Genomic DNA, 21,379 nt, shown 5'->3' on the forward strand with positions numbered 1-21,379 from the left:
AAACACGCTAGGTGGGCATCCTATACCGGGTGCCCGTCTCAGCTCGCGCAAAGCGGGGATCAGCCGTTTGACAGATTCGGCTGGCCGATGCCCGGATGTTCGGGTGTATATTTTGCCAGCTACAGGAAAAGCAGCGGAAATCGCGCTGATCTTGCCCTGTAGGTGAGTGATCACAGAGCGTCCATGCGTCTCATGGTTGTTCGAAACACTTGCGGTACGCCTCAAGTTAAGCTCTATTGGCTATCGACCCGGCGCTGCATGCCTGGGGAGATAGGGCGTCCGGGGTGGGGGCTTCACAGCAGCGCTCAACAAGAGTTGTCATCTCCCTACGGGGAACCTGAAAAGATGTCTGGTGTGAAAACACACGCGCCATGGCTTTTGCTTGGCGTGGTCGGCGCACTTTGTCTTGCCGTCGTCGCCACGCAAAGAAGCGAGCCGGTCAACGCGCTTTGGATCGTCGTCGCGGCGATCTCGATCTATCTCGTCGCCTACCGCTACTACAGCCGCTTCATCGCCGAAAAGGTGATGCGCCTCGACCCCGCCCGCGTGACGCCGGCGGTGCGCCACAACAACGGCCTCGACTACGTTCCGACCGACAAGTACGTGCTTTTCGGCCACCACTTCGCGGCCATCGCCGGCGCCGGCCCGCTGGTCGGACCCGTTCTGGCCGCGCAGATGGGCTATCTGCCGGGTACGCTCTGGATCATCGCCGGCGTGGTGCTGGCCGGCGCCGTCCAGGACTTTATGGTTCTCTTCGTTTCCATGCGCCGCGACGGTCGCTCGCTGGGCGAGCTGATCCGCTCCGAAATGGGGCCGATCCCCGGTGTCATCGCGCTGTTCGGCACCTTCATGATCATGGTGATCATCCTGGCGGTTCTGGCGCTGATCGTCGTCAAGGCGCTGACCAACAGCCCGTGGGGCACGTTCACCGTCGCCGCCACCATTCCGATCGCCATCTTCATGGGCGTCTATACGCGCTTCATCCGGCCGGGCCGCATCGGCGAGGTGTCGATCATCGGCTTCATCCTTCTCATGCTGGCGATCGTCTACGGCCAGTCGGTGGCGCTCAGCCCGACGCTCGCGCCCCTCTTCACCTTCACCGGCACACAGCTCTGCTGGATCCTGATCGTCTATGGCTTCGTCGCGTCGATCCTGCCGGTGTGGCTGCTGCTCGCACCGCGCGACTATCTGTCGACCTTCCTCAAGATCGGCACCATCATGGCGCTGGCCATCGGCATTTTCGTCATCGCGCCGCCGCTTCAGCTGCCGCCCCTGACCAAGTTCGTCGACGGCACGGGCCCGGTGTGGTCGGGCTCGCTCTTCCCGTTCCTCTTCATCACTATCGCCTGCGGCGCGGTTTCCGGCTTCCACGCCCTGATCTCGTCCGGCACGACACCGAAGCTGATCGATAACGAGAGGAACGCGCCGTTCATCGGCTATGGCGGCATGCTGATGGAGTCCTTCGTCGCCATCATGGCGCTGGTCGCCGCCAGCGTCATCGATCCGGGCGTCTACTTCACCATGAACAGCCCCGCCGCCGTCGTCGGCACCACCGCCGAAACGGCGTCCGCCGCCGTCACGCAGATGGGCTTCGCGGTGTCGCCGGACGTCATCACGCAGACGGCGTCCGACGTCGGCGAGACGACCATCATCTCGCGCGCCGGCGGTGCGCCGACGCTTGCGGTCGGCATGGCCCACATCCTGTCGAACACCATCGGCGGCAAGGCTATGATGGCCTTCTGGTATCACTTCGCCATCCTGTTCGAGGCGCTGTTCATCCTGACGGCGGTGGATGCCGGCACGCGCGCCGGGCGCTTCATGCTGCAGGACCTCATCGGCATGTTCGCGCCGAGCTTCCGCTCGACATCGAGCTGGGTGCCGAGCATCGTGGCGACGGCGCTGTGCGTCGCTGCATGGGGATACATGCTCTATCAGGGCGTGACCGACCCGCTCGGCGGCATCAACACGCTGTGGCCGCTCTTCGGCATCTCCAACCAGATGCTGGCCGCCGTCGCGCTTGTCCTCGGCACCGTGGTGATCTTCAAGATGAAGCGCCAGCGCTATGCCTGGGTGACGATCCTGCCGACCATCTGGCTCGTCCTCTGCACGTTGACCGCGGGTGCGCTCAAGGTCGTGTCCTCCGATCCCAAGGTCGGTTTCCTCGCCCATGCCCGCATCTTCTCGGATGCGCTCGCGAGGGGCGAGGTGCGCGCACCGGCCAAGGACATCGCGCAGATGAACCAGGTCATCATGAACGACTACGTGGACGCGGCGCTGTCCGTGCTCTTCATCCTGGTCGTGGCCAGCATCGTCATCTACGGCATCGGAGCCTGCATGAAGGCGATGCGCGAGCCCACCTGGACGGCGAACGAAGTGCCGTCCTCGGCCGTGGCCGCCGAATAAGGAGGCATGATGGAGGAAACCGCTTCTTCTTCCACCGTCGCGGGTCGCCTCTTCGCGATCGGGCGTTGTCTTTGCGACAGCGCCCGGTTGATGGTGGGTATGCCCAACTATGACAACTACGTCGCCCATGTGAGGGCGACGCATCCCGATCAGGAGCCGATGAGCTACGAGGCGTTCTTCCGAGACCGCCAGAACGCCCGCTATGGCGGCGATGGTCGCGGCGGCTTCCGTTGCTGCTGATTTCTTGGTGATGTGAGGAAGGGCTTCGCTCTCAGACCACGAGGGCGGAGCTGTTCTTGATCTCCTCCATGACGGCATAGGTGTGCGTTTCGCGCACGCCGGGCATCGAGAGAATCGCGTCGGAGAGAAAGGTCCGATAGGCGTCCATGTCCTTGATGCGTGCCTTGACCAGATAGTCGAAGCCGCCGGCCACCATATGGCATTCCATGATGTCGGGATTGGCCTTGGCGGCGAGCGCGAAGTCGGCGAAGACTTCGTTGCTGGTGCGCTCTAGCTTCACCTCGACGAAGACGATGAGCCCGCGATCGAGCTTGTCGGGCGAAAGCCGCGCCCGATAGCCGAGGATGTAGCCGTCGCGCGTCAGGCGGCGGACGCGATCTGCCGTTGCGGTCGGCGAAAGGTGCACCCGCTCCGCCAGCTCCAGATTTGTCAGCCGGCCGTTGCTCTGAAGCTCACGGAGGATTTTGCGGTCTTTTTCATCAATCGCTGTCATGTTCTCTGTTTCGAGGTTCCTGAATGGCGAAGGATGCGCCTTGAGGGGCAATCTTTAGTGAGAATCGCGTCGGGCTTTCACCGTATCCTTTGCTGATCCGTTGTCCAGAGAAAGACGAAGATGAGCGACACGCCGCCCCCTTTCGCCGCCCCCTATGCCCCCGATCACGAAGCCGCCGTCTCCGATGTCCTTCGCCGCGCGGAGGCGCTGCCCTTCGACAGGGCGGCGGCGCAGGCGCGGGCACGGGAGCTCATCCTGGGCATGCGCAAGAAGGCGCGCGGCATAGGCGCCGTCGAGGATTTCATGCGCGAGTTCGGCCTGTCGACGCGTGAGGGCCTGGCGCTGATGATCCTCGCCGAGGCGCTGCTGCGCGTTCCAGACGCCCGCACCCAGGACCGGCTGATCGAGGACAAGATCGGCGCCGGCGGCTGGGACGAGCGCGTCAGCGATGGCGAAGAACCCTTGCTCATCGCGGCGTCCGCCTGGGCGCTCGGCGTCACGGCGCGGGTGATCCGGCCGGGCGAGACGCCGTCCGGCATTCTGCGCTCGCTGGTGAAGCGGCTCGGCGCGCCGACCGTGCGCACCGCGACGCGCCAGGCGATGCGCTTTCTCGGCCGTCAGTTCGTTCTTGCCGAGACGATCGAGGATGCCCTTGGCCGTGCTAAAGGCATGGAGAAAAAGGGCTATCGCTATTCCTACGACATGCTGGGGGAGGGCGCGCGGACCGGTGAGGACGCCGAGCGCCATTTCGCCTCCTATGCCCGCGCCATCGAGGCGATCGGGACCCGCGCCGGCAACCGCCCTCTGCCGGATCGCCCCGGTATCTCGGTGAAGCTCTCTGCGCTTCATCCGCGCTATGTCGCCACCCAACGCGACCGGGTGATGAACGAGCTGGTGCCTCGCCTTTCCGACCTTTGCGAGCGGGCCAGCCGCTATCAGCTCAACCTGACTGTCGATGCCGAGGAAGCTGACCGTCTGGAGCTTTCGCTCGATGTCATGGACGCCGTTGTCCGCAAGGGCGACTTTTCCGGCTGGGACGGCTTCGGTCTTGCGATGCAGGCCTACCAGAAGCGCATTGTCCCGGCCATCGACCATGTCGACAGCCTGGCCGCCGCGAACCGCATGCGCATGATGGTGCGTCTGGTGAAGGGCGCCTATTGGGACACCGAAATGAAGCGCGCCCAGGAGCGTGGCCTGGACGGCTTTCCGCTTTATACCCGCAAGGCGGCGACGGACCTTTCCTATGCCGTCGCCGCCAAGGCGATGTTCGACCGGCGCGAGCGGCTCTATCTCCAGTTCGCCACACACAACGCGCTGACGGTCGCGACCATTCTCGAACTTTCCGGCGGCGACCATAGCGGATTCGAGTTCCAACGCCTCCACGGCATGAGCGAGTCGCTTTACGAGACGCTGCGCGAAACCGGCGTGACGGTTCCCTGCCGGATCTATGCTCCCGTCGGCCACTATCGCGATCTTTTGGCCTACCTGGTTCGCCGTCTCCTGGAGAACGGCGCCAACTCCTCCTTCGTCTCCAAGGTCGGCGATGACGACGTGCCGGTCGATGAACTGCTGCACCTGCCCGAGACCCTTCTGAAGGGAAAGCCGGCGCGGAACCCCAATGTCAGCCAGCCGGCGGCGCTGTTTCCGGGCCGATCGAACTCGGCAGGCGTGGAGTTCGGCGACCGCAAGGCGCTCGCCGCGCTTCTCTCGGCGCGGGACCGGGGCGGCGTGGGGGGCATCGAAGCCCGCTGCGCCCTGTCCGGGATCACCGGGCGGCGCGAGGTCGTGCGCTCGCCGGTGGACGGCGCGGAAATCGGCGCCGCCCATGTCCTCAGCGCGGAGGAGGCTAGACAGCTGGTCGACGAGGCGCGCCGCCATGTGGCGCGAGCGGAAAGAATCCCCGCGCGTGATCGCGCGTCGGCGCTACGCTGCGCCGCCGACGAGATGGAGCGCCGGCGCGGTCCTCTTCTCGCTTTGCTCGCCCGCGAGGGCGGCAAGACGCTGGACGATGCTCTCGCCGAGCTTCGGGAGGCGGTGGATTTCTGCCGGTTCTACGCGGGAGAGGCCGAGCGGCTGTTCGCCGTGCCGCAGGTCCTGCCTGGGCCAACGGGCGAGGACAACCGCCTCGTCTATCGCTCGCGTGGTGTCGCCGTCGCGATCTCGCCGTGGAATTTCCCGCTTGCGATCTTTACCGGGCAGGTCGCGGCGGCGCTCGCGGCGGGCAACGTCGTGATCGCCAAACCGGCGGAGCAGACGCCGCTGATCGCTGCCGAGGCGATCGACATTCTCCATTCGGCGGGTTTCCCCAAAGAGATCCTTTATCTCGCGCCGGGCGACGGGGCGACGGGCGCGGCGCTCGTTTCCCATCCGGCGACGGCTCTCGTCGCCTTCACCGGCTCGACGGAGACGGCGTTTGCCATCAACCGGGCGCTGGCGGCGCGAAACGCGCCGATCGCCCCGCTGATCGCCGAGACCGGGGGCATCAATGCCATGATCGTCGATGCGACGGCGCTCCCCGAACAGGTGGCCGACGATGCCGTCGCCTCTGCCTTCCGCTCGGCCGGCCAGCGCTGCTCCGCCCTGCGCCTGCTCTTCGTCCAGGACGATGTGGCCGACGCCATGACCAGGATGATCGCGGGGGCCGCCCGAGAACTCACGATCGGCGACCCGGCCGATCCGGCCACCGACATCGGGCCGGTGATCGATGATGGGCAGCTTCGCATGCTGAAGGAACACGCCGAGCGCATGGCGCGCGAGCAGAAAGTTGTCTACGCCGGATCGGTGCCGGGCAATCTGCCGGGTGCCGGACACTGGTTCGCGCCGCACATCGTGGCCCTCGACAAGCCGCAGGCGCTGGATAAGGAGGTCTTCGGCCCGATCCTCCACATCGTGCGATGGAAGGCGGGCGAACTCGACAAGGTCTGCGAGGCCATCGAAGCGACCGGCTATGGGCTCACGCTGGGCATCCACAGCCGCATCGACGAAACCATTCGCGTCGTCAGCGAGCGGATGACCACCGGCAACATCTACGTGAACCGCAATATTATCGGCGCCGTCGTCGGCTCCCAGCCCTTCGGAGGCTCGGGCCTGTCGGGAACGGGGCCGAAGGCGGGAGGACCCAACTATCTCGCGCGCTTCGCAAGAGAGCAGGTGGTCTCGGTCAACACGGCGGCCGCCGGCGGCAATGCCGGGCTTGTCGCCATGGGAGAGGATTAGGGCGGTGCATTATCACGGGAATGTGCGTAAGCCCCACACCAGTAAGTTGCGCTATCTCTTGTTTGGTCGAAGCAAGGCGATCGCGGATTTCTCCTCCCTGTCCGCAGGACGCCGCTGAGACTGAATGGCAAGGCCGCCGTCCCGGTGATCCTCCCACACCGGCGATGAAGCGGAATGATCTGGCCCGGGCGATCTCTCGCCCGGGCCATTTTTTCTTTATCAGGCTGCGTCTCGGCGAGGCGTTCAGCCCTTGCCGAACTTGTCCGCCGGCGCTGATTCCGGAAGATACTGATAGGCCCAGGTTTCAGTGAGCGTCTTGCCGTCCTGGGTCATGTAGAGGCGCATCTCCACCGGCTCCGTGCCCTCGACCGTCAGGTCGAACATCGCGCGCCACGCCGTGCCGACCTTGACCGAGTAGCAGGAGATGTCGGTCAGCTTTCCGCGTGAGGCGGTGACGACTGCCTTGATGCCCTCGGCGAAGCGCGGCAGTTCGGCGACGGGACCGCCATCGAAATCGACAACAAATTTGACGAAGCCTTCCGGGTGTTCCTGGCCGGGCCGGCCACCGCGCCCGAGCCGGGTGGCCACCACGCGGCCCATGGTGGAGAGATGAGGCTCCTCGTCGCTCCACGTCAGCAGGTAGTCCAGCGCGAGCTCGTCACCGGCCTTCACCGGCTTTTCCGCGACCCAATAGGCGACGATGTTGTCGGACGTCTCGTCATCGGTTGGGATTTCGACCAGCTGAACCGCGCCCTTGCCCCAGTCACCCTTGGGCTCGATCCAAACGCTGGAACGCTTGTCGTAGAAAACGCCGTCGTCCTGGTAGTTCTCGAAGTTGCGGTCGCGCTGGAGCAGGCCGAAGCCCTTGGGGCTCGTGTCCATGAAGGACGACGTCATCACCCTGTGGGGATCGTTGAGCGGCCGCCACAAGCGCTCGCCGTTGCCGGACCAGATCGCGAGGCCGTCCGAATCGTGGATTTCGGGACGCCAGTCCTTGCGCCTCGACGGATCGGTCTCCGAATACCAGAACATCGAAGTCAGCGGCGCCAGCCCGACGCGGGGGATATCCTGGCGGGCGAAGAAGCGCGCCGAGATGTCCATCACCACCGGCCCGTCCTTCTTGCAGTCCATGCGGAAGGCGCCGGCGATACGGGGGCCGTTGATGAGGCAGTTGATGACGATCGTTCCATGCTCGGACGGCGCCAGATAGAAGTCGGTGAAGCGCGGAAACTCCTCGGCCGTGGGCATCGCCGTATCGAGGGCGACGGCGCGCGCTGAAAGCCCGTACTGCCCGGATTGGCCGGAGGAGCGGAAATAGGCGGCGCCGAGAATGGCCAGCCAGTCGGTCTCTTTGCCGGGATCGAGGACGCGGAAGCCCGCAAAGCCGATATCGTGCGGCAGTTCGCGCGCTGGGCTGTCGTCGGGCATGCAAAAGAGGGAGGGGTCGTAGATCAGCCGCTGCGAGGTGTCGCCACCGACCACATGGATGTTGACCGGAAGCTGGAAGTAGCGGCCGAGGTGGAAGAAGCGGACAGGCGCCTTGCCATCCGCGATCTCGAGGGTGGCTTCGGGCCGGTACTTGATCTTCCAATGCTCGTCGAAGTCGATCCGCTGGAGAACGTCTCCGTTGCGGACCGTTTCAGGGTGATAGGGGCGGCTCGCCATTTCCCGCGCCCGCTCGACCAGAAGGTCGAAGGAGAAGGGCTCAGGCGGGTCGAACTGGAGCGGCGACTTGGTGTCGCTAGCGCGCGCCAGGGATGGAAACAGCGCAAGCGCTGCGAACTGAGTGAGGATATCCCGTCGGGTGAGATCAAACATCGTCGTTCTGGAGGTTGACGCAAGGACGCGGCCGATAGACGGGCGCAGAATCTCCTTGCGAGGGCCAAGCGCAAGACGTTGCGACGCAACATTTCCCCAAGACGGTGAATGGGGCGTCGCTTCATGAGCCGGCAAATGCGACGATCTCGCGGCCATGTTGGCCAGTCTTGCATATAAAGCATCACAGGCATGCGTTAATCGCAATTCTTGTTGGCCTTCGGCGAGGGCGGAAACCCACGCCCGCGAGGTGGTTTTGCCGTTGCCCTTTCCGTCGTCCTCCGCTATCGATCGAGGCATGAGCAGAATGATCGACAGCAACAAGTGGTGGCAGGTGCGCATCTAGCGGCCTTGTCATTGCGCGCAGGATTATTTCTGCCAAAGGCCGCCTCGGAACCCCCGGCGGCCTTTTTCACATGCGCCGACGGGTGTCCGGGGCCTTTCGGAAAGAGCGGAATCATGACGTTGGAAGTGCTGAAGGACGGTGCCGAGCGTTACGTCACCCGGGGCGGCATTGCCGTAACCCGCCGCCGCGAGGCGACACCTTACGAGGGGGCGCTGGAACCCTATCTCGACAGGCTCGACAGCCGGCGGGGCGCGGTTTTTTCCTCCAACTACGAATATCCCGGCCGCTATACGCGATGGGATACCGCCATCACCGATCCTCCGGTGGTCGTCACCGCCGCGGGCCGCAAGGTTCGGATCGAGGCACTCAACCCGCGCGGCCGCGTTATCCTGCGCTTCATCGGCGAGGCACTCGCCGGCCACCCCGACCTTGCCGAACAAACCGTCTCCGAGGAGCTGATCGAGGCGACAGTCAAGCGCCCTGATCGGACCTTCACGGAAGAAGAGCGCTCACGCATGCCCACCGTGTTTTCGGTGCTGCGGGCGATCACCGATCTCTTCCACGCCGAGGAGGATGCCGATCTCGGCCTCTATGGTGCCTTCGGCTACGATCTCGCCTTCCAGTTCGATCCGGTGCGGGAATTTCTGGAGCGTCCGGCCGACCAGCGCGATCTCGTGCTCTTCCTTCCGGACGAGATCCTGATGGTCGACCATTATTCGGCCCGCGCCTATGTCGAGCGCTACGATTTCGAGAAGGGTGGGACCTCGACGGAGGGGCTTGCCGGCGGCGGCGAGGACGCGCCGTTCCTGAAGTCCAACATGACGCCGCCGCGCAGCGACCATGAGCGCGGCGAATACGCCAAGCTGGTGAAGGCCGCGAAGGAAAAGTTCATGCGCGGCGATCTCTTTGAGGTCGTGCCGGGACAGACCTTCTTCGAGCGCTGCGAGACCGCTCCGTCGAAGATCTCCCGCCGCCTGAAGACCATCAATCCCTCGCCCTATTCCTTCTTCATCAATCTCGGCGAGAACGAGTTCCTGATCGGCGCCTCGCCGGAGATGTTCGTGCGCGTGTCCGGGCGCCGGGTCGAGACCTGCCCGATCTCCGGCACAATCCGGCGCGGCGAGGATGCGATCTCGGATTCGGAGCAGATCCTCAAGCTGCTCAACTCCAAGAAGGACGAGGCCGAGCTGACGATGTGCTCGGACGTCGACCGCAACGACAAGAGCCGCGTGTGCGAGCCGGGCTCGGTGCGGGTCATCGGCCGGCGTCAGATCGAGATGTATTCGCGCCTCATCCACACGGTCGACCATATCGAGGGACGGCTGCGCGAGGGCATGGACGCCTTCGACGCCTTCCTCTCCCATGCCTGGGCCGTCACCGTGACGGGGGCCCCGAAGCTCTGGGCGATGCGCTTTCTCGAGCAGAACGAGAAGAGCCCGCGCGCCTGGTACGGCGGCGCGATCGGGATGGTGCATTTCAACGGCGACATGAACACCGGACTGACGCTGCGCACCATCCGCCTGAAGAACGGCATTGCCGAAGTTCGGGCCGGCGCGACGCTGCTCTTCGACAGCGATCCTGAGGCGGAAGAGGCGGAGACGGAGCTCAAGGCCTCGGCCCTGCTCGCCGCCATTCGCGAAGCGGGCAAGGAAGAAGCAGCCGCAACGGTGCGGCCCGGCTCACGCGTGGGGGAGGGGCTCAAGATCCTTCTCGTCGACCATGAGGATTCCTTCGTCCACACCCTCGCCAACTATTTCCGCCAGACCGGCGCCGAGGTGACGACGGTGAGAACGCCGGTGCCCGCCGAGGTCTTCGATAGGGTCTCGCCGGATCTCGTGGTGCTGTCGCCGGGGCCGGGCAGTCCCTCGGACTTCGACTGCAAGGCGACGATCGCGGCGGCGCGCGAGCGCGGGGCGCCGATCTTCGGCGTCTGCCTCGGCCTTCAGGCGCTCACGGAGGCCTTTGGCGGAACACTGCGCCAGCTTCGCGTGCCGATGCACGGCAAGCCCTCGCGCGTTCGGGTTTCGCATCCCGGCATCATCTTCGATGGCCTGCCGCGCGAGGTGACGGTTGGGCGCTACCATTCGATCATCGCCGATCCGGTGCGCCTGCCGCGCGACCTCGAAGTCACCGCCGAGACGGAGGACGGCGTGGTCATGGCCATCGAGCACAAGAGCGAGCCGGTCGCGGCCGTGCAGTTTCATCCCGAGTCGATCATGTCTCTGGGCGGTTCGGCCGGCATGAGGATGGTCGAGAACATCGTCGCGCGGCTCGCCCGCCGTTCGCGCGAAAAGAGCGGCCAGGGCCACTGATATGGCAATGCGTTCCGCCGTCCTGATCCAGCGCGTGGCGCTCGGCTCGATCCTTGTCGCGCTGAGCGTGATGGCCCTGAAATACGTGGCCTACGCGATGACTGGGTCGGTGGCGCTGCTGTCGGACGCGCTGGAGTCCATCGTCAATCTGGTGACGGCGGTGATCGCTCTCTGGGCCGTGCGCCTCAGCTATAAGCCGGCGGATAAGGATCACCCCTTCGGCCACCACAAGGCGGAGTATTTCTCCGCCGTGGTCGAGGGGGTGCTCATCGTGGTGGCCGCGCTGCTGATCCTTCAGCAGGCGTGGGAAGCCCTGCAGAACCCGCGCACCCTGGACCAGCCGATGGAAGGCATGGCCATCAACTCGCTTGCCACGCTGATCAACCTTGGCTGGGCCATTTATCTGATCCGCACGGGCACTCGCAAACGCTCTCCGGCCCTGTCGGCAGACGGTCATCACCTGATGACCGACGTCGTCACGTCCGTGGGCGTCCTCGCCGGCCTCCTTCTCGCGACGGCGACGGGTTGGACGATCCTCGACCCGCTGCTTGCCGCGCTCGTGGCCGTCAACATTCTCATGGCGGGCTACAAGGTTGTCCTGAATTCGCTCAGCGGCCTGATGGATCAGGCGATCGATCCGGCCGAGGAGCAGCAGGTTCGCGAGATCATCTCGGCCAGCGCCAACGGCGCCATCGAGGTCCACGACCTCAAGACCCGCCTGGCGGGCCGTGCCATCTTCATCGAATTTCATCTCGTCGTTCCCGGCGAAATGACCGTCGGAAAGGCCCACTGCATTTGCGACAAGATCGAGGATGCGCTCAAGGCGTCGTTCCAGGGCGCGCGCGTGTCGATCCATGTCGAGCCTGAGGACGAGGCGAAACAAACCGGCGTTCCGGTGCTTTGAGAGGCCGCTTTACCTCGCCTGAAGATTTGCTCGGCGACCGCCGCAAACTGCGTGACGGGGCCGATTCGATCCTGCTATAGCCGCCGACGGCCACGACCATAGAACCTGTGCGCCGAGGACGAAGCGAGGCAGCACGTGGTTGATATAGTCGGTGGCAGCGGCAGCGTGGCGAACCCTTCCGGTCCGCTTCGGCTGGTCCAGGTCGTTCTGGGCGCGACCGATCGCTTCCGTCGGGGCGGACTGGAGCGCTGGGGTGCCGCTCTGCTCGCCATCCTTGCGAGCTTCGCTCTGCGCTATTGGCTCGATAGCGATCTACCGGCGGGCTTCCCGTATCTCACCTTCTTTCCGGCAGTGATCCTGACGACGTTCTTCGTCGGCCTTGGGCCGGGCATCGCGGTGGCCATAGGCTGCGGCCTTGCCGCCTGGTATTTCTTCATCGCTCCCTTCAATTCCTTCGCACTCAGCGGCGGCGGACTGCTGGCGCTTCTCTTCTACGTCTTCATTGTTGCCGTCGACATCTCGCTCATTCACTGGATGCATCTGGCGCTCGACCGCGTGGTGGTAGAGCGGGAGACGGCGGCACAGCTTGCCCGCCAGCGCGATCTGCTCTTCCGCGAGCTTCAGCATCGCGTGTCGAACAACCTCGCGGTGGTTTCCTCCATTCTCAACGGGCAGGGCAGGGCGCTCGGCGGCGAGGCGGCAGCCGTTCTCGCACAGGCTTCGGCGCGTATCGCGCTGGTCGCCAAGATCCAGCGCCAGCTCCATGATCCGGCGCGGCAGAGCGTCGACTTCGGTCCCTATCTGGAAGGCCTGGGACCGGACCTCATCGAGGCGGCTGGCGCGCATCACGTGACATATGAGGTCGAGGCCGAAGCCGTGGCGATCTCCGCCCAACTCGCCGTGCCGCTGGGGCTGATTACCACCGAGCTGATTTCAAACGCCATCGAGCACGCTTTCGCCGACGGGCGCCCCGGCCGTCTCTCTGTTCAGCTCTATTGCGAACCTGCGGCGATTTCCGAGCCCCAGTCGTTGGTGCTGCGCGTGGTTGACGACGGGCCAGGCTGGCCGTCTGATTTCGCCATCGGGCAGTCGCGCAATCTCGGCATGCGTATCGTTCAGGCTCTGGCTCAGCAGATCGGCGGCAGGGTCTCCTTCTTCAACGACGGGGGCGCTGTGTGCGAGCTGCGCTTCACCCAGGACGACAAGCAAATCAGCGCTTGAACTTGGCATCGAATCGGCTACGTTGCCTTTCCATGAACAGGATGAACGCCTCTTTGCTGATCGATGCTGCGCCTTTCGCGCCGTTCGGCCGCGTTCTTCGCCTTGACGCGCTTCTTCTTACGCTCCTTAGCGGCGATCGTCGGACCTGCTGATCAAGGGGCGTCCGGCGGTCGAGCCCAGGCGCGCCCCGCGCGCTTTGCCCCTTCGCTTACGTCATTGATGGATCAATTCAGCGAAAGACCGCTCGTGTCGATGGAACCGCGGGCGAGTGTTTCGGTCAGCGCACAGGCAAACATCCCATGCCCGACACTTCTGCCGTGATGTCCAAGGCCGGCATCAAATATCAGCCCTATCCCCGCGTCGATCTGCCGGATCGCCGATGGCCGAGCCAGACGATCGAAAAACCGCCGATCTGGTGTTCGGTGGACCTCAGAGACGGCAACCAGGCTCTGGTCGATCCCATGGGGCACGAGAAGAAGGCGCGCTTCTTCGCGCTCCTGAAGGCGATGAACTTCAAGGAGATCGAGATCGGCTTTCCCTCGGCCTCCCAAACCGACTTCGACTTTGCCCGCTGGTGCATCGAGGAAGGTGACGTCGCAGACGATGTGTCGCTCCAGGTGTTGGTGCAGTGCCGGCCGGAGCTGATCCGCCGCACCTTCGAGGCGCTGGAGGGGGCGAAGCATCCAATCGTCCATTTCTACAACTCCACCAGCGAATTGCAGCGCCGGGTCGTCTTCCAGAAGGATCGCGCGGGCATCAAGCAGATCGCGACGGATGCCGCCAAGATGGTGACGGACATGGCGGCGGCGGCCGGCGGCGGCTTTCGGTTCGAATATTCGCCCGAGAGCTTCACCGGGACCGAACTCGATTTCGCGCTGGAGATTTGCAACGCGGTCGCCGAGATCGTCCGGCCGACGCCCGAGAACCGGCTGATCATCAACCTGCCGGCGACGGTCGAGATGTCGACGCCCAACATCCATGCCGACCAGATCGAATGGATGTGCCGCAATCTCGACAACCGCGAGTCGATCATCGTCTCGCTGCATCCGCACAACGATCGCGGCACGGCCATCGCCGCCACCGAGCTCGGCTTGTTGGCCGGCGCCGACCGCGTCGAGGGAACGCTCTTCGGCAACGGCGAGCGGACGGGCAATGTCGACCTCGTGACGCTGGCCCTCAACATGTTCACCCAGGGGATCGATCCTGGGTTGGATGTTTCCGATGTCGGCCGGATCAAGGACGTCTACGAGCATTGCAACCAGATCGCCATTCCCGAGCGGCACCCTTACGTGGGCGAACTGGTCTACACGGCCTTTTCCGGCTCGCATCAGGACGCGATCAACAAGGGCATGAAGGCGATCAAGAGCGCCAACAAGGAACTGTGGGAGGTGCCTTACCTGCCCATCGACCCGCGCGATGTCGGGCGCTCCTATGAGGCGATCATCCGCATCAACTCCCAGTCGGGCAAGGGCGGGATCGCCTATATTCTGCAGGCCGACTACGGGCTCAACCTGCCTCGCAACCTGCAAATCGAGTTCCGCGAGGACATCCAGCGGATCACCGACGAGGAAGGCAAGGAATTGCCCTCGAAGCGTATTCATCAACGCTTCCTCGAACTCTACGTCGAACAGCCCGGCGCACGGATCAAATTCGTCGACCACTTCACGCGCCCGAGCATGGACGTGAAGGGTGAGCGCATGGTGGAGGCGACGATCCTAGACAACGGCGTCGAGAAGACCATTCGCGCCATGGGAACCGGGCCGATCGACGGGTTCATCGACGCTCTGTCCGCCTATCTCGGCATCGAGATGTCCGTCGCGGACTACTCCGAACATTCGCTCCAGCGCGGCTCCGATGCCTTCGCCATCGCTTATGTCGAGGTGGAGCATCCGAGCGGTAAGCTCTTCGGCGCAGGCGTCAACAAGAACATCGTTTCCGCTTCGCTCGAGGGCATCGTGGCGGCGGCGAACCGTGTGCTCGACCTCGCCAAGGGCTGAGCACTTTCCATCACGTCGGCCGCGCCGGATATTCTCCGACGCGGCCTTGCCTCGATCAGCGGCGCTTTGTCCGCCTGCTGCGGCCGCGGCGCGATTTTGTCTTGCATGGCCGCGCCTTATGGTTAACGAAAGCTGAACGCGTCATAATCGACGCGACTGGTTCGCTTTCCGACGAGGCCGCCATGGCAGAGAACAGACCGATGCCGGCAATCCCGGCCCCATCGCATCGCCTTGCGGACGCCGTGCGCGCCGCCAAGATCGCTGCCGCGCAACGTTCCGACGTGGTGATCGACATTCGTGAAGCCGATCGCGCCCGGCTGGAAATCCTTTCCGAGGAGCTTCAGCCACTGCTGGAGGACCTGCCGGCGGACGACGACTTCTTCGACTTCGCCCTATCCGGGGGACCGCAGCCTCGCCTTTGGATCGATGCGACGGCGAACGTCATCATGGCGCGCGACCGGCGCACCTACCGTTTCGTGCGCGAGACGAGGCTTGGACGTCTGACGCTTGCCGAGGCGCAGGAGCCGCGCGTCATCGCCGACCGCATCACGGATTACGTGGCGGAGCGGATCATCGAGCGGGAGAAGGCGTTCGCGCTGAACGACGGGGTCGGCGAACGCATCGCTGAGCGCGCGAGGCAGCCGCGCGCCGCCGCCGCCGATCCAATTCGCGTGGGGCCGCCGGCGCGGCCGAGGTCGACCGACTTCGTCATTGCCTTCACCTGGATGATCATCGGTATCGTGATCGGCGTGGCGGCGCTCTACGCCTTTGCCGCCTGGCAGGGGCTGCTTCCGCCGCGCTGACGTTGAAACCGAGGGCTGGCTTGCGGGCGACTGCGGAGCGGCGAGGGTGGCGTACCGCCGCCGCTGCTCGTGGATACAAGGGCCGGCCTTCGGCTGAATCCCGGCCGGCCAAGCCTAAAATCAGGCAGGGCGCGCTTTCGTGGAGCGCGGCGCTGACGGTCCGAGCCCGATCGAGCAAAGCCAGTTCAGAACCACTTCCCGCGTGACGTGCTTGTTGTCGACCTGGCAGTGTTCCAGCCCGCCCAGCCGGCGATCCTCGATCGGCAGGAACGTCTTGTTCTTCGATCCAGCCTGTTCATAGTTGGTCAGAGCCTGCCAAAGCGGGGTGGGTTGCACCAGCGCTTCCTCGGCGCCGTGAACGACCAGCAGGGGGCACTCGATCCGGTGCAGGACGCCTTCGAGGTCGTAGGCAAAGCGGGGATCGTTCGCGAGTTCGTCGAGACTGCTGGCACCGAGGATGCGCAGGCCGTGCGCGGCGAGGCTGGGGGGCATCCACCGGAGCATCGCCGCCCAGTCGAACTTGTGCGTCCCGCCGTCGGAGATTACCGCGGCGATGCGCTGATCGAACGAGGCGAACCTCAGAGAGTCGTAACCCGAGAAGCTTTCTCCGAACACGATGATCTTGTTCGGATCAACCTCCGGTCGCGTGAGAAGGAAGTCGATGGCCTTGGAGTGGAACGCCTCGCTGTCGGCGCGTCGCGTCTTCCCCTTTTCGTACAGCGAAAGGCTGGTTCCCGGCTGGTCGTAAACGAAGAAATTGTACCCGCTTTCGATGAAGGCCGGGCCGAGATTGAAGTAGTTCTCGGTGGAGTGCTCTTCGCCGCCGTTCAGCGCGAACAGGGTCGGCTTCGGGCCCTCGATCCAGTCGGGCGAGAAGAAGTAGCCGTCGAGCATGGCATCTTCATAGGGGACTTGCACCTTCTCGGGGCGGACGTCGAAGTACCGCCCGGCCTTCTCGAACAGCTCCGTCGACTTGCGGATGAGCCGCACCTTCTCGGCCTCGTCGTCCTTCACCATGAACTCGGCGGTCCGGGTGTAGTTGCAGGCGCGGGCGTAGGCGTCCCGCGCGGCGTACCAGTTGCCGACCGCCTCGGCCTGCCTGCCGTGTCTCTCGACGGTCTCGGCCGTGGCCAGCCATTCCTTGACCCACGTCTCGTCGTTGTCGGGATCGATGTTCTTGCAAGCGGCGAAGATCTCCGTGGCGTCGGCGAACCCGAGGGATGCGAGCCCCAGGATCTTGGTCACCTGGAAGGATTTTCCGTAGTTCGCCGGCCAGCGGCTGAATTCGATGGTCACCGTTTCTGCTCCTTTGGCAAACGTATGCCGTTCCGCAGGGGCCTGAATGACGGCCCGGTTCGTGCTGCCTGCGGCACGGGACTGCAAGAAAGCGCCATGCCGGGACATCGCGAGGCGCATTTGCCAAGGGACGATCCCATAATTTTTCGCAACACGCAAGTTTGCCTGTTGTGAACTAATTGTGAGAGATCGATACCGCATCGCCTGGGCGCGCTTTGCACCTACCAAGCGACGTTTGGTGAAGTCGAAGCCGTGGCTATCGTTCATAGTCGCGAGAGTGCGACCAGAGGGGCTGGCGCGCGACCTGTTCCTTTCAAGGCCGCTCACCGGTATTGTTTGTTGCCGGAAACCCGATGATAGGCCTCTGCGCCCGTGGTCTTTGCGCCCGCCGATGTGTAATTCGAACGAATGAGCATGGACAAAGCCAATATGGGCCTGCGCGAGCGCAAGAAGCGCGCGGTGCGAGCGACCCTGAGTGCCGTCGCGCTTCGCCATGCGCTGGAGCGCGGCGTCTCGCAGGTGCGTGTCGAGGACATCGCCGCGGAAGCGGACGTCTCACCGCGCACCTTCAACAACTACTTTCCGAGCAAGGAAGCGGCCATTGTCGGCGGCGTTTCCATCCGCTCGGACCAGTTCTGTGAAATCCTCAGCCGGCAGCCCGGCGAGATGCCGTTGCACGACGCGCTTTGTGCCACCGTTCTGAAGGTGTTCGAGGCGGAACCCGATCGAGACTGGATCGCGCGATCGCGGCTGATCCGCACCGAGCCCTCCTTGTTTGCCGAGGCTGCGAAGGCTGACCTTGCCGTCGAACAGAGCATCGCGCGGGAAGTCGGCCGACGGACACGTACCGATCCGGCGACATGCCTGGCGCCCCGCATTGCCGCTGCGACGGTCGTGGCGGCGATTCACGCGGCGGTCGAGTTCTGGCTTGATGCCGATCATGGTTCGCTGAGCGATGTGCTCGCCCAGGCCATGGAGCGGTTTCGGATCGCCGACATCGACCCCGACCAGAGCGACATGGCGTCCGACTGAATCGCGCCTGCGCTCGCGACCGTCCGGGATCATGCGGAAGTTAGAGCGGCCGTTCCTGCTCCGGCTCGCGCGCTGGCCGCGCGTCGGCTCGCGGTTTGGCATTGACCGTCGTGCCGTTGTCGAGAATGGCGCGCTCGCGGATCCAGTCGACGCCCTGGCCGCTCTCGCGGTGGCCGCGCTCGCGCTGGGTGAGTGACCAGTTGCCTGCCTCTCCCTCGATCTCGAAGATGTTGTAGCGCGCCGCCGGCTTGTCCGTACCGGGAGCCTGACTGGCCGATGGAACGCCGACGACCGGTACCCTGCCGTTGGGGCCGTCGAGCCAATAGATGGTGTCGAGGTGGGTATGGCCGTGCAACACCAGTTCGGCGCCGACCTCGCGGATGATCTTGGAGAACATCTGCTTTCCGTGCAGGCGCTTGGCCCAGGCCGCAGCGCCGGGAACCGGCGGATGGTGAATCATGACGACGCGGAAATGACCCGTTGTCCGGCAGTCGTCGAGAAGACGGGCCATGGCAATCGCCTGTCGGCGCTTGAAGGTGCCGGTGGCGAAGAACGGCGCGGTCGCCTCGGCGCTGGACAGGCCGATGATGGCGATCGGGCCGCGTACCCTGAGATAGGGAAAATAGCCGCGCACCGAGGCGAGGGGACTGTCGCCCACCATGTAGTCGTGCCACTCCCCATAGGAGCGCTTCAGCGCGCCGGGCACGTAAGCATCGTGATTGCCGGGAATGGCCGAGACACGGTCGGGCGTGCCGAGATCCTCAAGCCACGCGCGCGCCGCCACGGCCTCTTGTAGAGTGCCGAGGTTGACGAGGTCCCCCGTGACGCAGATATGGTCGGGGTGCTGGTTCTTGAGGTCGGCCACCAGCGAGATCAGCGTATCGCCGAACATGAACCGCTTGCGGTTCTGCTGCCAGTTGACGTAGCCGATGATCCTCTTGGAGGCGAGCTGGCGCCAAGACAGTGCCGGCAGAGGACCAAGGTGAATGTCGGAGAGGTGGGCAAGGCGAAACATCGTCTGACATCTATACGATCCGACCCGCATGGGAAGGGAAATGGCGAGCGCGTCGAAAATCTATCTGCGTCTCATGCACGTCGCCCACCTTCTGCGGCGGCCGATGACACTGGGCGTGCGAGGCGCGGCCTTCGATGCCGAAGGGCGCGTCTTCCTGGTGCGCCACACCTATGTTTCGGGGTGGCATATGCCGGGCGGCGGCGTTGACCGGGCTGAAACGGCCGAAGCGGCTCTCGTTCGCGAGATGTGGGAGGAGGGGAGGATCACGTTGAGCGGCGAGCGGCGCCTTTTCGGCGTCTACCTCAATGACCATGCCTCGCCCCGCGATCACGTCCTCTTCTATCGCTGCGAGGGCGCCGAGCAGACCGAGGCCTTTCGCCCGAACTACGAAATTGCAGAAGCGGGCTTCTTCCACCCCGAGGCTTTGCCGGAAGGGACGACGCCTGGAACGCGCCGCCGCCTTGCCGAACTTCTTCACGGCGCTCCGCTCGCCGACCGCTGGTAAGGCGTCAGGCGCTCAGCTTCTCCCGCCCATGCGCCTGCCATAGGTCCTGATCCGGGCCGAGAGGCACGATGCCGGTGGGATTGATGGTCTTGTGGCTCGAATAATAGTGGCCCTTGATGTGGTCGAAATTGACCGTCTCGGCGACGCCCGGCGTCTGATAGATGTCGAGCATGAAGCCGAAGAGCGCTGGGTAATCGGCAATCCGCCGCTTGTTGCACTTGAAGTGGCCGAAATAGACCGGATCGAAGCGGATCAGCGTCGTGAACAGGCGGATATCGGCCTCGGTCAAGCGATCGCCCAGGAGATAGCGCCGGCGCGAGAGAATGACCTCCACTTCGTCGAGGGCCTTGAAAAGCTCGCGATAGGCCTCTTCGTAGGCCTCCTGTGTGGTGGCGAAGCCGGCCTTGTAAACGCCGTTGTTGATGGCGTGGTAGACCCTGTCGTTGATCTTGTCGATCTCGGGCAAGAGCTCCTTCGGAGACAGGTCAAGAGATGCATCTCCCCACTCGTTGAATGCGGAATTGAAGATGCGGATGATCTCGGCGGATTCGTTGTTGACGATCGTCCCCGTCTTCTTGTCCCAAAGGACAGGCACCGTCACCCGCCCGGAATAGTGCGGATCGGCGGCCAGATAGACCTCGTAGAGCCGCGTCTTGTGGTTGACGCTGTCGGGGATGGCGCCCGACCGGCCGGAGAAGACCCATCCCTCTTCGCCCATGTGGAAGTCGACTACCGAGAGCGAGATCACATCGTCGAGCTTCTTCAGCTTGCGCGTGATCAGCGCGCGGTGCGCCCAGGGGCAGGCGAGGGAGACATAAAGGTGGTAGCGATCTCGTTCGGCGGGAAGCGCCTCCTGGCCCTCAGGGCCGGGCTCGCCGCCAGGAGTGATCCAGCGTCGAAACGTCGTGGTCGTGCGCTTGAAGCGGCCGCCCGTCGACTGGGTGTCGTACCACTTGTCCTGCCATTTCCCGTCGACGAGAAGTCCCATCGTGCCTGCCCCATGCTCTCATTGCCGTTTCGAGAAACAAGTCGGGTGTGCCGCGCCGCGTTCCAGGGTCGGTTCGGCGAACAGTGCGTCGCCGCTGGCGCAAATGCCCGATAGACGGCTGGTGAGAAGAATGCTAATCGCAAATCTCAACCGACCCTGGATGAGAGCGAAGGGCCTTCCGATGCGACGACGAACCGAGATCCTGGCCGCTTACCGACCGATCTAACGCCGTTCCGTCGCCTTGAGGGGTGCGGGCGGCGCGACAGCCGCAACGGACCCCCTCCATGGATGCCATCTCCGACGTCCTGTACCTTCTGGACAGCAGTGAATATGACGACGCCGTCGCCGCGATCACCGACGAGGCGTTCGGCCCCGGCCGTTTCGTTCGCGCCGCCGAGCGCGTGCGCGAAATGGCGCCACACATCCGCGCCCTATCGTTTGTCGCGATTCAGGGCGGGGCGGTCGTTGGCTCCGTGCGCCTGACGCCGGTTGCGATCGGGAAGACGCCGGTGCTGATGCTCGGGCCACTGGCGGTGCGCCCTGGCTACAAGAACCGCGGCATCGGCAAGGCGCTGATGAGGATGGCCGCCGATGCTGCGAAAGCCGCTGGCGAAACGGTGATCTTCCTGGTGGGCGACGAGCCCTATTACGGGCCACTCGGCTACCGACGCCTCGCAATCGGCAGCGTCACCATGCCGAGGCCTGTCGATCCTACCCGCATCCTTGCGCTGCCGCTCGTCGAAGGGGCCTTGGTGGGCCTTGAAGGACGGGTGCAGCCGCGCTGAGCCGCAAC

Annotated in this window: 16 protein-coding genes; 11 read left to right on the forward strand and 5 right to left on the reverse strand. The window is 64.4% G+C overall.

Going from position 1 to position 21,379, the window contains the following annotated elements; genetic code table 11:
- Positions 1-345: 345 nt before the first annotated feature.
- Positions 346-2,403, forward strand: coding sequence for a carbon starvation CstA family protein (locus B5D38_RS05180; protein ID WP_078707314.1), 2,058 nt, complete (start codon positions 346-348; stop codon positions 2,401-2,403).
- 9 nt (positions 2,404-2,412) lie between these two features.
- Positions 2,413-2,643: a YbdD/YjiX family protein gene (locus B5D38_RS05185; RefSeq protein WP_078707536.1), complete on the forward strand. Its 231-nt coding sequence runs from the start codon at positions 2,413-2,415 to the stop codon at positions 2,641-2,643.
- Between the two features lie 31 nt (positions 2,644-2,674).
- On the opposite strand, the gene B5D38_RS05190 is transcribed toward B5D38_RS05185, so the two are convergent.
- A complete protein-coding gene (locus B5D38_RS05190; protein WP_078707537.1) occupies positions 2,675-3,136 on the reverse strand; it encodes an Lrp/AsnC ligand binding domain-containing protein in 462 nt (153 codons plus the stop codon).
- Positions 3,137-3,256: 120 nt separating this feature from the next.
- Between B5D38_RS05190 and putA the strand changes: the two genes are divergently transcribed.
- Positions 3,257-6,352, forward strand: a complete 3,096-nt coding sequence (gene putA, locus B5D38_RS05195) for a bifunctional proline dehydrogenase/L-glutamate gamma-semialdehyde dehydrogenase PutA (protein WP_078707315.1) — start codon at positions 3,257-3,259, stop codon at positions 6,350-6,352.
- Positions 6,353-6,595: 243 nt separating this feature from the next.
- Here the strand turns inward: putA and B5D38_RS05200 are convergent, their stop codons facing one another.
- Complete coding sequence (locus tag B5D38_RS05200) at positions 6,596-8,170, reverse strand: OpgD/OpgG family glucan biosynthesis protein (RefSeq protein WP_078707316.1); 1,575 nt, start codon at positions 8,168-8,170, stop codon at positions 6,596-6,598.
- 456 nt (positions 8,171-8,626) lie between these two features.
- Between B5D38_RS05200 and B5D38_RS05205 the strand changes: the two genes are divergently transcribed.
- The 5 genes from B5D38_RS05205 to B5D38_RS05225 all read left to right on the forward strand — a co-directional run bounded on the left by B5D38_RS05205 (position 8,627) and on the right by B5D38_RS05225 (position 15,750).
- Entirely contained in the window at positions 8,627-10,825 is a 2,199-nt protein-coding gene (locus B5D38_RS05205; protein WP_078707317.1) for an anthranilate synthase, read from the forward strand.
- 7 nt (positions 10,826-10,832) lie between these two features.
- Positions 10,833-11,729: a cation diffusion facilitator family transporter gene (locus B5D38_RS05210; RefSeq protein WP_078707538.1), complete on the forward strand. Its 897-nt coding sequence runs from the start codon at positions 10,833-10,835 to the stop codon at positions 11,727-11,729.
- Positions 11,730-11,864: 135 nt separating this feature from the next.
- Entirely contained in the window at positions 11,865-12,950 is a 1,086-nt protein-coding gene (locus B5D38_RS05215) for a sensor histidine kinase (RefSeq protein WP_078707318.1), read from the forward strand.
- A 299-nt stretch (positions 12,951-13,249) separates the two neighbouring features.
- Complete coding sequence (leuA, locus tag B5D38_RS05220) at positions 13,250-14,947, forward strand: 2-isopropylmalate synthase (protein WP_078707319.1); 1,698 nt, start codon at positions 13,250-13,252, stop codon at positions 14,945-14,947.
- A gap of 182 nt (positions 14,948-15,129) precedes the next feature.
- The gene (locus tag B5D38_RS05225) at positions 15,130-15,750 is read left to right on the forward strand and encodes a hypothetical protein (RefSeq protein ID WP_078707320.1); all 621 of its coding nucleotides are present in this window, start codon (positions 15,130-15,132) and stop codon (positions 15,748-15,750) included.
- Between the two features lie 120 nt (positions 15,751-15,870).
- Here B5D38_RS05225 and B5D38_RS05230 read toward each other — a convergent pair whose 3' ends face one another.
- The gene (locus tag B5D38_RS05230) at positions 15,871-17,046 is read right to left on the reverse strand and encodes an alpha/beta hydrolase (protein ID WP_078707539.1); all 1,176 of its coding nucleotides are present in this window, start codon (positions 17,044-17,046) and stop codon (positions 15,871-15,873) included.
- Between the two features lie 414 nt (positions 17,047-17,460).
- On the opposite strand from B5D38_RS05230, the gene B5D38_RS05235 reads away from it, so the two are divergent.
- A complete protein-coding gene (locus B5D38_RS05235; protein ID WP_165690791.1) occupies positions 17,461-18,078 on the forward strand; it encodes an acyl-CoA-like ligand-binding transcription factor in 618 nt (205 codons plus the stop codon).
- Positions 18,079-18,118: 40 nt separating this feature from the next.
- On the opposite strand, the gene B5D38_RS05240 is transcribed toward B5D38_RS05235, so the two are convergent.
- Positions 18,119-19,093: a metallophosphoesterase family protein gene (locus B5D38_RS05240; protein WP_078707322.1), complete on the reverse strand. Its 975-nt coding sequence runs from the start codon at positions 19,091-19,093 to the stop codon at positions 18,119-18,121.
- A 40-nt stretch (positions 19,094-19,133) separates the two neighbouring features.
- Here B5D38_RS05240 and B5D38_RS05245 point away from each other — a divergent pair, with 40 nt between their 5' ends.
- Positions 19,134-19,598, forward strand: a complete 465-nt coding sequence (locus B5D38_RS05245) for an NUDIX domain-containing protein (RefSeq protein ID WP_245318843.1) — start codon at positions 19,134-19,136, stop codon at positions 19,596-19,598.
- A 4-nt stretch (positions 19,599-19,602) separates the two neighbouring features.
- On the opposite strand, the gene B5D38_RS05250 is transcribed toward B5D38_RS05245, so the two are convergent.
- On the reverse strand, positions 19,603-20,586 hold the full coding sequence (locus tag B5D38_RS05250; RefSeq protein WP_078707324.1) for a glutathione S-transferase family protein: 984 nt from the start codon (positions 20,584-20,586) through the stop codon (positions 19,603-19,605).
- Between the two features lie 284 nt (positions 20,587-20,870).
- Between B5D38_RS05250 and B5D38_RS05255 the strand changes: the two genes are divergently transcribed.
- On the forward strand, positions 20,871-21,371 hold the full coding sequence (locus B5D38_RS05255) for a GNAT family N-acetyltransferase (protein ID WP_078707325.1): 501 nt from the start codon (positions 20,871-20,873) through the stop codon (positions 21,369-21,371).
- The last annotated feature ends 8 nt before the right edge of the window (positions 21,372-21,379 follow it).

The organism is Consotaella salsifontis (assembly GCF_900167365.1).
GTDB lineage: Bacteria > Pseudomonadota > Alphaproteobacteria > Rhizobiales > Rhizobiaceae > Consotaella > Consotaella salsifontis.

Excerpts from the sequence above, each read along its gene's own strand:
- B5D38_RS05200 (WP_078707316.1), bottom strand. The coding sequence starts at position 8,170 with ATGTTTGATCTCACCCGACGGGATATCCTCACTCAGTTCGCAGCGCTT.
- B5D38_RS05245 (WP_245318843.1), top strand. The coding sequence starts at position 19,134 with ATGGCGAGCGCGTCGAAAATCTATCTGCGTCTCATGCACGTCGCCCAC.
- B5D38_RS05205 (WP_078707317.1), top strand. The coding sequence starts at position 8,627 with ATGACGTTGGAAGTGCTGAAGGACGGTGCCGAGCGTTACGTCACCCGG.
- B5D38_RS05180 (WP_078707314.1), top strand. The coding sequence starts at position 346 with ATGTCTGGTGTGAAAACACACGCGCCATGGCTTTTGCTTGGCGTGGTC.
- B5D38_RS05210 (WP_078707538.1), top strand. The coding sequence starts at position 10,833 with ATGCGTTCCGCCGTCCTGATCCAGCGCGTGGCGCTCGGCTCGATCCTT.
- B5D38_RS05250 (WP_078707324.1), bottom strand. The coding sequence starts at position 20,586 with ATGGGACTTCTCGTCGACGGGAAATGGCAGGACAAGTGGTACGACACC.
- B5D38_RS05235 (WP_165690791.1), top strand. The coding sequence starts at position 17,461 with ATGGACAAAGCCAATATGGGCCTGCGCGAGCGCAAGAAGCGCGCGGTG.
- B5D38_RS05190 (WP_078707537.1), bottom strand. The coding sequence starts at position 3,136 with ATGACAGCGATTGATGAAAAAGACCGCAAAATCCTCCGTGAGCTTCAG.
- B5D38_RS05225 (WP_078707320.1), top strand. The coding sequence starts at position 15,130 with ATGGCAGAGAACAGACCGATGCCGGCAATCCCGGCCCCATCGCATCGC.
- B5D38_RS05255 (WP_078707325.1), top strand. The coding sequence starts at position 20,871 with ATGGATGCCATCTCCGACGTCCTGTACCTTCTGGACAGCAGTGAATAT.
- leuA (WP_078707319.1), top strand. The coding sequence starts at position 13,250 with ATGCCCGACACTTCTGCCGTGATGTCCAAGGCCGGCATCAAATATCAG.
- putA (WP_078707315.1), top strand. The coding sequence starts at position 3,257 with ATGAGCGACACGCCGCCCCCTTTCGCCGCCCCCTATGCCCCCGATCAC.
- B5D38_RS05185 (WP_078707536.1), top strand. The coding sequence starts at position 2,413 with ATGGAGGAAACCGCTTCTTCTTCCACCGTCGCGGGTCGCCTCTTCGCG.
- B5D38_RS05240 (WP_078707322.1), bottom strand. The coding sequence starts at position 19,093 with ATGTTTCGCCTTGCCCACCTCTCCGACATTCACCTTGGTCCTCTGCCG.